At 45.2% G+C, this 15,156-nt stretch carries 15 protein-coding genes; 14 read left to right on the forward strand and 1 reads right to left on the reverse strand.

Translation table 11 applies throughout. The features are described from left to right. The first annotated feature begins 310 nt into the window (after positions 1-310). From rppH to AC5YBZ_RS04305, 9 genes are all read left to right on the forward strand, one after another. Positions 311-835 carry an RNA pyrophosphohydrolase gene (gene rppH / locus AC5YBZ_RS04265; RefSeq protein WP_494519874.1) on the forward strand — a complete coding sequence of 175 codons (525 nt, stop codon included), beginning with the start codon at positions 311-313 and terminating at the stop codon, positions 833-835. Between the two features lie 25 nt (positions 836-860). Then, positions 861-3,092: a phosphoenolpyruvate--protein phosphotransferase gene (gene ptsP, locus AC5YBZ_RS04270; protein WP_494519873.1), complete on the forward strand. Its 2,232-nt coding sequence runs from the start codon at positions 861-863 to the stop codon at positions 3,090-3,092. Positions 3,093-3,191: 99 nt separating this feature from the next. Further along, entirely contained in the window at positions 3,192-3,983 is a 792-nt protein-coding gene (locus AC5YBZ_RS04275) for a sulfite exporter TauE/SafE family protein (protein WP_494519872.1), read from the forward strand. A 95-nt stretch (positions 3,984-4,078) separates the two neighbouring features. Then, positions 4,079-4,930, forward strand: a complete 852-nt coding sequence (locus tag AC5YBZ_RS04280; protein WP_494519871.1) for a thymidylate synthase — start codon at positions 4,079-4,081, stop codon at positions 4,928-4,930. A gap of 303 nt (positions 4,931-5,233) precedes the next feature. Then, on the forward strand, positions 5,234-6,409 hold the full coding sequence (nhaA, locus tag AC5YBZ_RS04285) for a Na+/H+ antiporter NhaA (RefSeq protein WP_494524408.1): 1,176 nt from the start codon (positions 5,234-5,236) through the stop codon (positions 6,407-6,409). Continuing rightward, the gene (locus AC5YBZ_RS04290) at positions 6,406-6,789 is read left to right on the forward strand and encodes a hypothetical protein (RefSeq protein WP_494519869.1); all 384 of its coding nucleotides are present in this window, start codon (positions 6,406-6,408) and stop codon (positions 6,787-6,789) included. The genes nhaA and AC5YBZ_RS04290 overlap by 4 nt, the downstream gene beginning before the upstream one ends. A gap of 202 nt (positions 6,790-6,991) precedes the next feature. Then, positions 6,992-7,900 (forward strand): transcriptional activator NhaR, encoded by a 909-nt coding sequence (nhaR, locus tag AC5YBZ_RS04295; protein ID WP_494521655.1) that lies wholly within the window; start codon positions 6,992-6,994, stop codon positions 7,898-7,900. A 74-nt stretch (positions 7,901-7,974) separates the two neighbouring features. Beyond that, positions 7,975-8,214, forward strand: a complete 240-nt coding sequence (locus AC5YBZ_RS04300) for an FAD assembly factor SdhE (RefSeq protein ID WP_494521654.1) — start codon at positions 7,975-7,977, stop codon at positions 8,212-8,214. After that, positions 8,195-8,605: a protein YgfX gene (locus AC5YBZ_RS04305; RefSeq protein WP_494519868.1), complete on the forward strand. Its 411-nt coding sequence runs from the start codon at positions 8,195-8,197 to the stop codon at positions 8,603-8,605. The genes AC5YBZ_RS04300 and AC5YBZ_RS04305 overlap by 20 nt, the downstream gene beginning before the upstream one ends. A 13-nt stretch (positions 8,606-8,618) precedes the next feature. Here AC5YBZ_RS04305 and nadB read toward each other — a convergent pair whose 3' ends face one another. After that, positions 8,619-10,241, reverse strand: coding sequence for an L-aspartate oxidase (nadB, locus tag AC5YBZ_RS04310; protein WP_494519867.1), 1,623 nt, complete (start codon positions 10,239-10,241; stop codon positions 8,619-8,621). A 197-nt stretch (positions 10,242-10,438) separates the two neighbouring features. Here nadB and rpoE point away from each other — a divergent pair, with 197 nt between their 5' ends. The 5 genes from rpoE (at position 10,439) to lepA (ending at position 15,047) form a co-directional block, all read left to right on the forward strand. Then, positions 10,439-11,017 carry an RNA polymerase sigma factor RpoE gene (rpoE, locus tag AC5YBZ_RS04315; RefSeq protein WP_110456599.1) on the forward strand — a complete coding sequence of 193 codons (579 nt, stop codon included), beginning with the start codon at positions 10,439-10,441 and terminating at the stop codon, positions 11,015-11,017. A 38-nt stretch (positions 11,018-11,055) separates the two neighbouring features. Continuing rightward, positions 11,056-11,661: a sigma-E factor negative regulatory protein gene (locus AC5YBZ_RS04320; RefSeq protein ID WP_494543451.1), complete on the forward strand. Its 606-nt coding sequence runs from the start codon at positions 11,056-11,058 to the stop codon at positions 11,659-11,661. 67 nt (positions 11,662-11,728) lie between these two features. Then, positions 11,729-12,661, forward strand: a complete 933-nt coding sequence (locus AC5YBZ_RS04325) for a MucB/RseB C-terminal domain-containing protein (RefSeq protein WP_494543452.1) — start codon at positions 11,729-11,731, stop codon at positions 12,659-12,661. Positions 12,662-12,668: 7 nt separating this feature from the next. Continuing rightward, entirely contained in the window at positions 12,669-13,127 is a 459-nt protein-coding gene (locus AC5YBZ_RS04330) for a SoxR reducing system RseC family protein (protein ID WP_494543453.1), read from the forward strand. 129 nt (positions 13,128-13,256) lie between these two features. Next, positions 13,257-15,047: a translation elongation factor 4 gene (lepA, locus tag AC5YBZ_RS04335; protein WP_494519863.1), complete on the forward strand. Its 1,791-nt coding sequence runs from the start codon at positions 13,257-13,259 to the stop codon at positions 15,045-15,047. Positions 15,048-15,156 lie beyond the last annotated feature (109 nt).

Genomic DNA, 15,156 nt, shown 5'->3' on the forward strand with positions numbered 1-15,156 from the left:
TTATGTGTCACTCTGATTAAAAATGGTTAATGTGTTTTATGTTGTTTTTAATCAGTTGCTTATGGTTTGCTGCTTTGGTGCGAATAAGGCTGCAATTTCAGTCTTAGCTGATTGTAATAACATTTTTAACTGAGTTTCAAACAGAGATATCCACAGATTTTGTGGATATCATCGCGTGTTTTTTACCGCCTCTGTTGATAAAAATAAATATTTGGGTTTTTTATCCAAATAATATCTGTTATTAGGCAATTGCCTAGGATCTCACTTTGTGAAACAATCGATCCATTAAAATTTGATATTTGGAGTCCATGTGATTGATAGTGACGGCTTTCGTGCAAATGTAGGCATCATTATCTGTAATCGCTTTGGGCAGGTTATGTGGGCTAGAAGATTTGGCCAGCATTCCTGGCAATTTCCACAAGGTGGCGTTGATGAAGGCGAAAGTGCCGAGCAAGCCATGTATCGGGAGTTGTATGAAGAGGTTGGGTTAAAAGCTGAGCATGTGCAAATTTTAACTTCAACTCGTTCCTGGTTGCGTTATAGATTACCGAAACGGTTAATTAGGCAAGACAGTAAACCTTTGTGTATCGGCCAGAAGCAAAAATGGTTTTTGCTACAATTAAAAAGCCAAGAGTCAGCTATTGACTTGGGCGCCAGCGGTCACCCAGAATTTGATGATTGGCGTTGGGTGAGTTACTGGTACCCTGTGAGACAGGTTGTGTCGTTTAAGCGAGATGTTTATCGAAAAGTAATGAAAGAGTTTGCCCCAACGGCCTTGCCGTTTCAGACGCAAGAGCCTTCCCACAGTGGCAGAAGACGAGGTCGCCGCAGGTAGAAAATAGCATAAGGAGATCAAGTCCGTGTTAAAAACGCTTAGAGACATAACTCAGGCTGTCGCAGCTGCCGACGATCTCCAATCTGCTTTATCCCTATTGGTGAGCCAAACTAAATCTGCCATGGCAACCCAGTGCTGCTCTATTTACATTCTTGAAGACAATCAATTAGTTCTCTCTGCTACCGACGGCCTAGATCCGCGCGCCGTCGGACAGGTTAAAATGCGCCTGACCGAAGGGTTGGTGGGGCTTGTCGCCGAACGCGAAGAGCCTGTCAACCTTGCGGATGCACAGTTACATCCCCGTTTTAAGTTATTTTGCGAAGTCGATGAAGAAGATTTTCGTGCCTTTCTTGCTGTTCCCATTATTTATCAAAAATTGATCTTAGGTGTGCTGGTCGTGCAGCAGGCCGATGCGCGGCAATTTAGCGAGGCGGAGGAAGCATTTTTAATGACCCTTGCTGCACAGTTAGCTATGGCCGTTAGGGAGCAGCGTAAGAAAGCCGAAGTCAAGTTGACACCTAATAAGTGTGTGTATACAGGGGTGCCTGCGGCCGATGGGGTTGTGATTGCGAATGCCATGGTGATTGGTGGCGATATTGCTTTAGAACAGCGCGATGAGCTGAGCAGTGATATTGCCGCTGAACTCGCCTTACTCGACAACGCTCTTATCACCTGCCGTAACGCCTTGAGCGTGCAATCTCAGCGTTTTGATGGTGAGAACGAGAAAGAGGTACAGTCAATCTTTACTGCCTTATTGTTACTGCTTGATGATAGTAGTTTGGGCGGTGAATATGTGCGTGAGATCCAAGCTGGTTGGAGCGCCATATCTGCGGTAAGTCGAGTCTCTTTACGTTATATCGAGCAATTTTTACAGATGCAAGATCCCTACTTACAAGAGCGAGCCAGTGATATTCGTGACCTAGGTCAGCGAGTATTAAGGGAGTTGATTGAACCGCAGAAAATGCATATCGAACTTGATGTGCCAGTGGTTTTGGTGACCAAAGAGGCCACTGTCACTATGTTGGCTGAATTTCCTGAGCATAAACTGGTTGGGATTGTGACCGAATTAGGCGGGGTGAACTCCCATGCGGCGATATTGGCTCGCGCATTTGGGGTGCCAGCCGTGATTGGCGTTGAAGGTATTTTAAATGCAGGTATCGACGGTAAGCTTATGATTCTTAATGGAAGTAGGGGGCAAGTGTTAGTGTCACCTACCCCCACTTTAATCAAAGAGTATCGTAGCCATATTGCCGCTGAAAAGGCCTTGCAAGACCGCTATGCTCAAGAGTTAGCTTTACCTGCCATTACCTTAGATGATACGCGAGTACATTTGTACCTCAATGCCGGTTTGCTTAGCAGTTTGGCCTCGGAGATTGCCGAAGGTGCAGATGGCATCGGTCTGTATCGCACCGAAATTCCGTTTATGTTACAGAGCCGTTTTCCCAGTGAAATGGAACAAACAGAGGTTTATCGACAAGTGCTTCAGGCTGCAGTCGATAAGCCGGTGGTGATGCGTACTTTGGATGTCGGTGGCGATAAGCCGTTGTCTTACTTTCCCATTATTGAAGATAATCCCTTTTTAGGTTGGCGTGGCATACGGTTAACATTAGATCATCCAGAGTTGTTTTTAGTGCAGTTACGGGCGATGCTCAATGCGGCTGGCTCGGGTGAGCAATTGCATATTTTGCTGCCAATGGTCTGTTGTCTTGACGAGATAGATCAGGCCATTGGTTATTTGGAACAGGCATATAGTGAGGTAAAGCAAGATGTTCATCCCGCATTAGTTAGGCCCAAAATTGGCATAATGCTTGAGGTGCCGGCGCTGTTATTTCAGCTTGAAGAGGTGGCGAAGCGAGTCGATTTTATTTCGGTTGGGTCTAATGATTTAACCCAATATTTGTTAGCTGTTGATCGTAATAATCCTAGAGTGAGTTCGCTTTATGATTGTTACCATCCAGGTATTCTTAGGGCGTTAAAGCGGGCGCGATTGGAGTGTGACCAATACCAGTTACCAGTGAGTGTTTGCGGTGAACTCGCAGGTGAGCCCATTGGCGTTATTTTGTTGGTCGCGATGGGATTCAATCAGTTAAGTATGAACCAAGGTAGTTTAGCCAAGATAAATTATCTTATTAGACGAGTTTCTTACACGGATTTAAGTGAACTATTAGTACAGGCGTTATCACAGTCTAATGGCGCCGAAGTGAGGCAATTAGTGACAGAGTTTCTTTCTCATCGACAGTTAGCCGAGTTTATCTAAAGGTTAATTGAATCATCTTAGCTGCTAAGCAGTAGATTTCAATCTAGGCTTTTTTGATTTAAGCTAATAGATATAGATGGGCTGAGCTGTAGAGATAAGATGTTAACCATATTTTTAAGTTGTGTGGCCCTCGGTGCATTTATTGGTTTTATGGCAGGACTGTTAGGGATTGGTGGTGGCATCATTGCCGTTCCCGTTTTACTCTATTTACTGCCCCAAACAGGCATTATGCCTGAGCATTTAACCCACGTGGCGATTGCAACCTCTCTGGCGGCAATTATCTTAACTTCTTTATCATCAGCACGTGCCCATCATCGCCTAGGTAATGTACCTTGGTCATTATTAAAAGTGATGTTGCCAGGCTTTGTGCTTGGGGCGTTATTGGCAGGCTTTATTGCGACTTTATTTGCGGCCGACACACTCAAGCAGGCGTTTGCCATCTTTGTTATTGTGATGGCGATCCAGATGATGTTTCCTTATAAAGTACCAACGACGACTCGGCCCTTACCCCATCGAGCCGTATTATTTAGTGTGTCATTTCTAGTGGCGATCATTGCCGCCTTAATGGGGATTGGTGGCGGCGTACTACTGGTGCCATTTTTATGTTGGTGCGGGTTACAGATCCGTCAGGCGATTGGGTTTTCGTCGGTAACCGGATTAACCATTGCGCTGTTTGGTAGTGTCAGCTATGTCATCGCAGGGTGGGGAGAGCCAGGGTTAACCGATTATACCTTAGGCTTCATTTATCTACCGGCTTTAATTGGTATCGTTTCTACTTCTATGTTGGCAGCTCCCTTTGGTGCTAAAGCTGCCAGTATTTGGCCAACGTCAAGGTTAAAGAAAATCTTTGCCGTACTATTGGTATTTATCGGGTTGAAGTTAGTACTTTAGTCCTGTAGTCACGATAGTCACGACCTAAAAATTAGTTATTATTTAAGTTTGTTGGTTAGCGATAACTAACTGTTATCTTATTAAAGTAGGGAACCATGAAACAGTATCTACAGCTATGTAACCGTATCATTGATGAAGGTGTTTGGGTTGAAAATGAGCGCACCGGAAAACGTTGTTTAACCGTGATAAATGCCGATTTGACGTATCGGGTCGATGCAAATGAGTTTCCGTTAATTACCACGCGTAAAAGTTTTTGGAAAGGCGCCATCGCTGAGCTTATCGGTTATATCCGTGGTTACGATAATGCAGCTGACTTTAGAAAGTTAGGCGCTAAAACTTGGGATGCCAACGCTAATGAGAATAGTGCTTGGCTCGATAATCCCCATCGTAAAGGTGTCGACGATATGGGACGCGTCTATGGCGTGCAGGGGCGAGCTTGGCGTAAACCCGATGGTGGTAGTGTCGATCAGCTGAAAAAAATTATTGATAATTTAAGTCGTGGCGTAGATGACCGCGGTGAAATTTTGAGTTTTTATAACCCAGGCGAGTTTCACATGGGCTGCTTACGTCCATGTATGCATACACATAATTTTTCTTTGTTGGGTGACACCCTCTACTTAAATAGCTTTCAACGTTCTTGTGATGTCCCTCTGGGGCTTAATTTTAATCAGGTGCAGGTGTTTACCCTATTAGCCTTAGTGGCGCAGATCACAGGTAACAAAGCGGGGACTGCTTACCATAAAATTGTTAATGCTCACATTTATGAAGATCAGCTGGAGCTAATGCAAACGGTACAACTTAAGCGTGAGCCATTACCATCACCACAACTTATTATCAATCCAGATATTAAATCGCTTCATGACTTAGAAACTTGGGTGACTATGGATGACTTTGAAGTGCATGGTTACCAACATCATGACGCGATAAAGTATCCATTTTCAGTATAATATTTCCTAAGTAACAGCGGAAATACTGAGGTAAAGCGCAAGACATGTTTAATCATGTCTTGCGTTTTTTTTATCCGGAACGCTTAAAAACAAGACTAAATAGCGGTATTTGGTTTTTTTTGTTAACTATTGGCCTTTTTTGATAAGCTAATTAGAATGAAATTGTATAAGAGGTTGTAGCTAGTTGTTCATGATATAGTCTAAATGATCGGTATTTTCGATGTTTGATGCAGATGCAAACGATTATTCACTATTCGCTTATTCAGCTAGACTCAAAGCATTGAGTGTTAATGGAGTTTATATATGGAAAAGGCTATTAGAAACTTTCTAAGCCAAGAATCAGCTGGTGGCATCTTGTTGATGGGAGCCGTCTTGCTGGCAATGCTAATGGCAAATTCACCGTTAGCAGACATGTATCAAGGTTTTTTGCATACAGAAATGCAAGTGCGCGTGGGTAGCCTAGATATCGATAAGACCCTTATTCACTGGATTAATGACGGCTTGATGGCGTTATTTTTTATGCTTATTGGCCTTGAGGTGAAACGAGAGTTATTAGAAGGGGCGCTATCCAGTAAAGAACAGGCAGCATTACCGACATTTGCTGCGATTGGTGGCATGTTATTTCCCGCGGCCATCTATTTAGTATTTAACTTTAGTGATCCTATAACTCAATCAGGTTGGGCGATTCCTGCGGCCACCGACATTGCATTTGCACTTGGGATCATGGCGTTGCTTGGTAGTCGAGTGCCAGTAGCGTTAAAGGTATTTTTGTTAGCGTTAGCCATTATCGATGACTTGGGCGTGGTGGTGATTATTGCCATGTTCTATAGCTCTGATTTGTCGACCTTCAGTTTGTTGATAGCAGCACTCGCCATCGTCGGTTTGGTCGCACTCAATCGAAAAGGGGTCACTAAGATACTACCGTACGGCTTTGTGGGACTCGTGTTGTGGATCGCAGTGCTTAAGTCGGGTGTGCACGCCACGCTTGCCGGGGTGATTATCGCCTTCTGTATTCCGCTACGAGCCAAAGATGGCAGTTCTCCATCGGAGAGATTGGAACATAATCTCCACCCTTGGAGTACCTTTGTTATTTTACCTATTTTTGCCTTTGCTAATGCCGGTGTCGATCTGTCAGGCATGAGCATAACTGATCTGTTGTCGCCTGTTCCGGTTGGCATAGCATTAGGTTTGTTATTGGGTAAGCCTCTAGGGGTGCTGTTTTTTAGTTATGTGGCAGTAAAGTTTAAGTTGGCTGTATTGCCAGAAGGAATGGGCTGGCGCCATATTGCTCCAGTGGCTGTGATGTGTGGTATTGGTTTTACCATGTCGATGTTTATCTCCTCTTTAGCGTTTGTTGGGGATGGTGAAGTGTACGGTGATCTGGCACGTCTTGGCATATTAACGGGATCGATTTTGTCAGCTTTAATTGGTTACTTTTGGTTATCAAAAGTACTACCTGAGAAAGGAGAGAACGCATGAAAAAGCAACTAACTATATTAGGGCTGTCATTGGCTATGGTGACTGGCGCTTCAGCATCACAGATTCAGGCTTGTAATCAGGAGATCGATAGCCCTGCTTGTCAGCACTATCTTGAAGGCGTTGTTGATGGGGCATTAATGTATAAACCCAATACTATGGGGCAACGCCTCGAATCCAATGATTATGAGTCACGAGCACTTAAATATCGCAGTGGTAAACGTTTTCAGCAAGCAAATAGAACTTACTGTGAGAGTCGTATTCCCGATCGTGAAGTCTTGGTGAATGGCCTAGAAGAAGCCTTCGCTGCCGGAAACATTAATACAGCAGAAGAGCTGACTAGTGTGATGTTCAATCTGATGGATTGTCAACGCCTTCAATAATTTAGCCCTGTATTTAGCCTGCCAATACCTGAATAAATGATTATCGTCACGCTCTCGTATGGTTGCCATTTTTGTTCGGCATCCTGCGAGGTGTACGGTATGATATAAACCAATGTTGCTATCACTTTGAATAGTGCCTCGCATTCATCATACGCTAATTTACTTAGCGTTGAGGGCCGCGATAGGGGTTAATTACGTGCTGATGTCACACCTTAATTACAATCATCTCTATTATTTTTGGATGGTACATAAAAAGGGCTCGGTTGCGAAAGCAGCGCAGGCTCTTTGTTTAACACCGCAAACGGTTACTGGGCAGATCCGGGTATTGGAGGAGCGTTTAAATGGCAGTTTATTTAAACGTGTCGGGCGCTCGCTTGAGCCGACTGAACTAGGTGAATTAGTATTTCGTTATGCCGATAAGATGTTCAGTCTAAGTTACGAAATGCTGGATCGGCTTAACTATCAAAAAGAAGACAATATTCTATTTGAAGTTGGCATAGCCGATGCCTTATCAAAAGCCTTAGCGAGCCGAGTGTTGCTGTCTGTGGTGCCCTCCGATGGCTCAATGCGCTTGGCCTGTTTTGAATCGACGCATGAAAGCTTAATGGAGCGATTACGCGAGCATAAGTTAGACATGATCTTGTCCGACTGTGCTGGAGAGTCGTTAAAGTATCCTGAGATCTTGTCGAAAAAATTGGGTGAATGTGGTGTAGGGTTCTTTTCATCAGAACGCTACAGTAAGCCTTTTCCTGCTTGTTTAGAGCAAGCTAAGCTATTGATCCCTGGTAAACGAACTTCACTTGGGCAACAGTTACACCATTGGTTTGATGAGAACAATCTCAATGTCACCATCTTGGGCGAGTTTGATGACGCTGCCATGATGAAAGCGTTTGGCTATTTTAAACAAGGGATTTTTGTCGCTCCCTCGATTTATAAACAAGATATTTTAGCTCACGGGATAAGTTTTTTGGGTGAAACCACTGATATTAAAGAGGTGTACCACGTGATGTTTGCTGAGCGTATGATCCAGCACCCAGCAGTGAAACGCTTGCTGGCGACCGATTTTAGCGACCTGTTTGCTGGCAAAGACAGCCAAGTTGAACTGCTTTAAAGAGTGCCAGTATTACGGTGAGCTGATACACTAACATCAATAATAATTAAGGGAGTAGTTGCGTGTCAGAACCAATGAACATAGCCAGAGTCAGATGGGCATGCCGACGAGGCATGTTAGAGCTAGATGTGTTGTTCCAACCCTTTGTGGAAACCCAATATGCCATTCTATCAAATCAAGATAAAGCCAGCTTTGTGCGTTTGTTAGAATGTGAAGATCCTGAGCTATTTGCTTGGTTTATGGGGCATGAAGTATGTCCTGATCCCGAGCTTGCTCAAATGATCATTCAAGTTCGTGGCCGGCCTGCGCCATAATTTTTATTTATATCCCTCTTTCGACCAACGACTCGCGTTGGTCGTTTTGGCGTCCGTATGCCTCACTTCACTCTTGGCCTGGCCGCCTGTCGATGTTATCTGGTTTACTGCCATTAAATGGGGGGTTATCGCTTTGGTGGTGGCCGTCTTTATTAGGTTATTGATTCGGCTTCAGCGTTGGTCTTTTGCCTTTTGGCTTGATGAGTCAGGTAATGCTGGCATGGGTAACAACGCCGCTATCTATACATTAAAGCGGCGCTGGATAACGCCACTGGTAGTACTATTTGAGTTGCACAAGGATGGCGATAAACACCTAGTGATGGTGTGGCGAGATATGTTGGACGACACAAGTTATCGTTACTTGTGCCGTCTGTTGTTACGTTTTGGTTAATATCATGAGTTAGCTAAGCGATTTTATTGGGCAGTAAAATCGTGGGCTGTGGATCATCACACTTTTCAGGGTGGTCGATATTATAGTGTAAGCCGCGGCTCTCCTTACGTTCCATCGCGCAGCGAATAATGAGTTCAGCTACTTGCACTAAATTGCGCAGCTCAAGAAGATTGTTACTTACTCTAAAGTTACTGTAATACTCCTGTATCTCTTGCTGCAGCATGGTGCAGCGCCTTAGTGCGCGTTCGAGGCGTTTATCTGAGCGAACAATCCCCACGTAATCCCACATAAATAGTCTTAGCTCATGCCAGTTATGAGCAATAACCACCTCTTCATCAGAGTTAGAAACTTGGCTTTCATCCCAGTGCGGAAGGTTCTGCGGCATCGGAATTTTATTAAGCTGACTGCTAATATCTTCAGCCGCCGCTCGGGCAAAGACCAAACATTCTAATAGCGAATTACTGGCGAGACGATTGGCGCCGTGCAATCCCGTGTAGGCCACTTCGCCTACGGCATATAAGCCGTTAAGGTCGGTCTGGCCGTGTAAATCTGTCATCACGCCACCACAGGTGTAATGCGCTGCAGGGACCACAGGAATGGGATCTTTGGTTATGTCGATGCCCCATTCTAAACAGCGCTTATAGATGGTGGGGAAGTGTTTTATGACAAAATCGGTTGGCTTATGAGTGATATCCAGATAAACGCAATCTGCGCCCAAGCGTTTCATCTCGTAATCGATGGCGCGTGCCACGATATCCCTTGGGGCCAACTCTGCACGTTCATCGAAATCGGGCATAAAGCGTGAACCATCGGGGCGACGAAGATAAGCGCCTTCGCCTCGTAATGCTTCGGTCAGTAAAAAGTTACGTGCATCGGCATGGTACAAACACGTGGGATGGAATTGGTTAAACTCCATATTAGCTATACGGCAGCCAGAGCGCCAAGCCATAGCAATACCGTCACCCGAAGCGATATCGGGGTTCGATGTGTATTGGTAGACTTTAGATGAGCCACCAGTGGCTAATGCGACAAAGCGGGCCTTGACCGTTTCGACATGTTCTTGATCTCGGTTCCATACATAGGCGCCGAGCACCCGGTTACCAGGGCGTTTAAGCTTGCGACTAGTGATTAAGTCAATAGCGTTATAGCGCTCTAACACTTGGATATTTGGGTGATTAATCACGCTTTGTTGCAGCGTAACCTGGACTTCTTTACCTGTGGCATCGGCGGCATGCAGGATGCGGCGATGACTGTGCCCGCCCTCGCGAGTTAGGTGATAAGGGGCATCACTGTTATCACTCCCATCGGCACGCTCCTCTTTATCAAAGGCGACCCCGCATTGAATTAACCATTCCATTGCGCTTTTCGCATTTTTAGCGGTGAAGGTGACCACTTGCTCGTCGCATAATCCCGCCCCTGCCACCAGTGTATCGGCGACATGGGATTCAATGGTATCCTCTTCATCGAACACCGAGGCGATACCACCTTGAGCATAATAGGTCGAGCCTTCGCTAAGGGGGCCTTTGGAGAGTAAGATAACTTTCGTTTTTTCAGCCAGATGCAGTGCTAAAGTTAACCCTGCAGCACCGCTACCGATAACCAAAACGTCAGATTGGTGTTCAACTACTTGTTTCATCGGGTATCATGGTAAGTCATGTGAGTATTGCTATGTTAAACCAAGATAGAAATTATGGATATGGGTTAGCCGTAGAAAATAAATTCATATTTGGCAAACTTTTTTAGAACTTTTTCAGTAAGCGCTAGTCTACATAGGTGAATATGATTCGAGCGACTGAGAAATCAGCATTTTAGATTTAGGAGTAGTCGGCTCGGATGAGTGGACAAATAAGTGATCAACAATTAGTTGAACGGGTACAGCAAGGAGATAAAAACGCTTTTAACCTGCTGGTACAGAAATACCAGAGTAAGGTCATCAACCTGATTGCTCGCTATGTTCGAAATCAGGCCGATGTGGCAGATGTGGCTCAAGAGGCGTTTATTAAAGCCTATCGAGCGTTGCCAAACTTTCGGGGCGAAAGTGCATTTTATACTTGGTTATATCGTATTGCAGTCAATACTGCGAAAAATCATTTAGTGGCCCAAGGGCGACGCGCACCGGCTAATGATGTCGATGCCGAAGATGCTGAATATTATGATGGCAGTGATGCGCTCAAAGAGTTCGCCTCGCCAGAGCGGTTAATGTTATCTGAAGAGATTCAGAAAGTCGTGTTTGATACCTTGGATACGTTGCCACAAGAATTGAAGATAGCTATCTCTTTGCGTGAACTCGATGGTATGAGTTATGAGGAGATAGCCAATGTGATGGAGTGTCCCGTTGGCACGGTAAGATCGCGTATCTTCCGAGCGCGAGAGGCCATCGACAAACAGTTACAGCCACTGCTGGAACGCTAAATTGTTATCTCAATAAACTAAATTTAAATGGGTGTTAAATGGATAAATTAGGTCAGGAATGGGTATCCGCTGCCGTCGACGGAGAAGTCGAAGAGCAGGTATTGGCTGAATTAGCGGCCGATAAGGATTCACATGGTCAGTGGCGTGATTATCATATGATTGGTGATGCGATGCGTGGCGAATTGCCGAAGATGTTCGATCTCGATCTCAGTGCCAACATCGCTGCTGCTATCGATGCGGAGCCTACGCTCATTGCACCAAAACGTGTTGAACCAACACAAGCTGCTTCAGTCAAGAAATCGGCAGGTATCATTCCTTTGTTTAAGCAGTTTGGTCAATATGCCATTGCCGCCAGCGTTGCATTAGTCGCTGTGGTAGGGGTGCAAAATTATAACCAAACATCCGAGTTAGACGCATCGCCATTACCAGTGCTCAATACTCGCCCCTTGATTGGCAGTGCATCACCAGTGAGTCTACAGACTGGGCCAGTGCAAAAGAACCAAAGTTATACCAACGAGCAAGTGATGGAGCAACGTCACCGTATTAATACCTATATTCAAGATCATATGTTGCAACAAAGATTGAATAATAGTGTGAATATAGACGACAATAGTGATACTTCACCGATCCCGGTTAATCACTAAAAGCTATTGCTACTTATCGCTACCGCTATATTGTGATTGATGATAAGTATGATGTTAAGGAGTTAGCTTGCGTCTTATCTGGTTGGCCCTGTTAGTCCTCTCTCTTCCCGTGACCGCACGGGATGATATGTCCGCTAAAGCTTGGTTAGAAAGCATGAGCCAAGCCCTGCGGACTCAAGAATTTAAAATGTCGCTGATCCATTTACAGTCGGATCATATTCGTCCTCTGGTTTATATTCATGGTCAAATTGAAGATCAAGAAGTGGCTTTTCTTGAGCATTTAAACGGTCCGCCTAAAAATGCCGTACGAGTGGGTAATACGGTGACGTTTATCGAGCATGATCAACCGGCATATAGCATTGAAGCCGATCGTATCCAAGGCGTATTACCTCCCGCATTTGCGAGTAATATCAGTTCGCTAGAGCAGGGGTACCAGTTTGTACTCGGCGGAAGAAGCCGTTTGGCAGGGCGCCCCAGTCAGTTGGTGCGTATCATAGCCAATGATGATAATCGTTACAGTTATCAAGTTTGGTTGGATATGGATACTTACCTGCCGCTGCGCTATGACATGCTCAATCTTGAGAAGCAATTACTCGAACAGATACTGGTGGTTGAGCTGATCGTATTAGAAGAGGCTCCCGCGATTTTACATGAGGCCTATAAGCAACAGTGGCCACCTGTGATGCCGCAGCCACCAAGAGAGCAAGGCAATAACTGGCAATTTAACTGGTTGCCCTCAGGCTTTACTATCGTGCTTAAAGACAGTCACCGGCTAATTGGCAGTCACGAAGCGGTAGAGTATATCGCGCTCAGTGATGGCTTAACTCATATTTCTGTTTATGTGGCTAGAGCGCCTGAAACCGTGTTACCAGAAGAGTTAATGACTCGAAACGGTCTGTCGCTGGCGAGTGAGCGGGTGGGTAATGCAGAAGTGGTGGCAGTCGGCAAAGCACCGGTTGAAACCCTGTCGCGTATCGCCAAGAGTATTAGAATCGAGTGATGGCATTATGATGGAAGAAGTTGCCACCGTCATTCGTGATAATCATGACGGTTGGATTACGGTAGAAGTTAAGGTTAAAAACGCCTGCAATCACTGTGACAGCAGTGAATCGTGTGGGACTTCAGCGGTATCGAAAGCCTTTTCGCCTAAGGTACAGCGCTTTTCTGTGTCAGCTACGGAGCCCTACCAACCAGGCGAATTGATAAAGTTGGGTTTACCCGAAAGCGTACTGTTAAAAGCTGCTGCGATTGTCTATTTACTGCCGTTATTAGGCTTGTTTATGGGGGCAAGTTTTGGCCGTTTTTTTATACCCATGCTGGATATTGCTGCTACCGAAGTCGTTGTGATAGGTTTTGGTGTGTTTGGTGGCGTGATAGCTTGGATGGTGGGGCGTCGTTGGGCCAAGCAGTTAGAGCAGGTTAGCCAACCTGTGATTATCGCACGGTTAGGACAACGCATCGTGTGAGTAAATTAGCTCGCTGCCAACGTTGATATTTGCTTTCACTGTATGATTACAATTGGTATTAAGGCAGCGATCGGGTACAATTCGGCACTTTTAGATAATTTTCAACTTTGAGTTTAGTCATTTCGCATAATGAAGCATATTAGAAACTTTTCGATTATTGCCCATATTGACCACGGCAAATCAACCCTTTCTGACCGTCTTATTCAAGAATGCGGTGGCCTGTCTGACCGCGAGATGGCGGCGCAAGTTTTAGATTCGATGGATCTTGAACGTGAGCGTGGTATTACCATTAAAGCCCAGAGCGTAACGCTCGACTATAAGGCGAAAGATGGCGAGACCTATCAGCTTAATTTTATTGATACTCCTGGTCACGTGGATTTCTCTTATGAAGTCTCACGTTCGCTGGCGGCTTGTGAAGGTGCGTTGCTGGTTGTCGATGCGGGCCAAGGGGTTGAAGCACAAACCCTAGCTAACTGCTATACCGCGTTAGAGATGGATTTAGATGTTGTTCCAGTATTAAACAAGATTGATCTTCCACAAGCCGATCCTGAGCGTGTTGCCGAAGAGATTGAAGATATTGTCGGTATCGAAGCCACTGACGCGGTTCGCTGCTCAGCCAAAACCGGCATTGGTATTAGTGATGTACTGGAAACCATTGTCGCCAAAATTCCCCCGCCAGTAGGCGATCCTGATGCACCGCTACAAGCCTTGATCATCGACTCATGGTTTGACAGTTATTTAGGTGTCGTCTCGCTGGTACGTATTAAGCATGGCAAGCTCAAAAAAGGCGACAAGTTTAAGGTAATGTCCACTGGACAAACCCATACCGCCGACAGAGTGGGGATTTTTACGCCTAAGCAAACTGACACTGGTGAGCTTAATACGGGTGAAGTGGGCTATGTAATTGCCGGTATTAAAGAGATCCATGGCGCGCCAGTCGGTGATACTTTGACACTGGCTAAAAATGGCGCATTAGCACCATTACCGGGCTTTAAGAAAGTTAAGCCTCAGGTTTATGCGGGTGTATTCCCTATTTCTACCGACGATTATGAGAGCTTCCGTGATGCGCTTAATAAGTTAAGCCTCAACGATGCCTCGTTATTCTTCGAACCTGAAACATCATCGGCGTTGGGCTTTGGTTTCCGTATTGGTTACCTAGGTCTGCTGCACATGGAGATTGTTCAGGAGCGTCTTGAGCGCGAATACAATCTGGATTTGATCACCACGGCACCCACCGTAGTGTATGAGGTAGTCACCACCAAAGGCGAAACTGTTTACGTCGATAATCCATCGGATCTACCGCCGATGAACAACATCGAAGAGATACGTGAGCCGATTGTTGAAACCAATATTTTAGTACCTAAAGAGTACTTAGGTAACGTGATCACCTTGTGTGTTGAAAAACGCGGCATGCAAACCAATATGGTTTATCACGGCAACCAAGTGGCGATCACCTATGATATGCCGATGGCTGAAGTCGTTATGGATTTCTTTGACCGCCTTAAGTCGACCAGTCGTGGTTATGCCTCGCTTGAGTATAATTTTAAGCGTTTCGAAGCTGCCGATATGGTGCGCCTTGATGTCTTAATTAATGGCGACCGCGTCGATGCCTTAGCGATGATTTTGCATAAGTCGAACGTACGTTATCAAGGGTTGGCATTAGTGAATAAGATGAAAGAGCTTATTCCAAGACAGATGTTTGATATTGCGATTCAAGCGGCTATTGGTAGTCAAATTATTGCCCGTTCTTCGGTTAAGGCGTTGCGTAAAGACGTTACCGCTAAGTGTTATGGCGGCGACGTATCACGTAAGAAGAAGCTGCTCAATAAGCAGAAAGAGGGTAAGAAACGCATGAAGCAAGTGGGTAACGTTGAAGTGCCACAAGAAGCCTTCCTCGCGGTACTCAAGCTAAATGAGTAATCACTGCTTACGTTAATAAATGTTAATAGTGATAGATATTGGGCGCCGCGGTTTGCGGCGCTTTCGTTGTTACAGTATAAATGAGCTATGTAAAGCGTATGGCAAACTT

This window comes from Shewanella sp. 553, assembly GCF_059338375.1.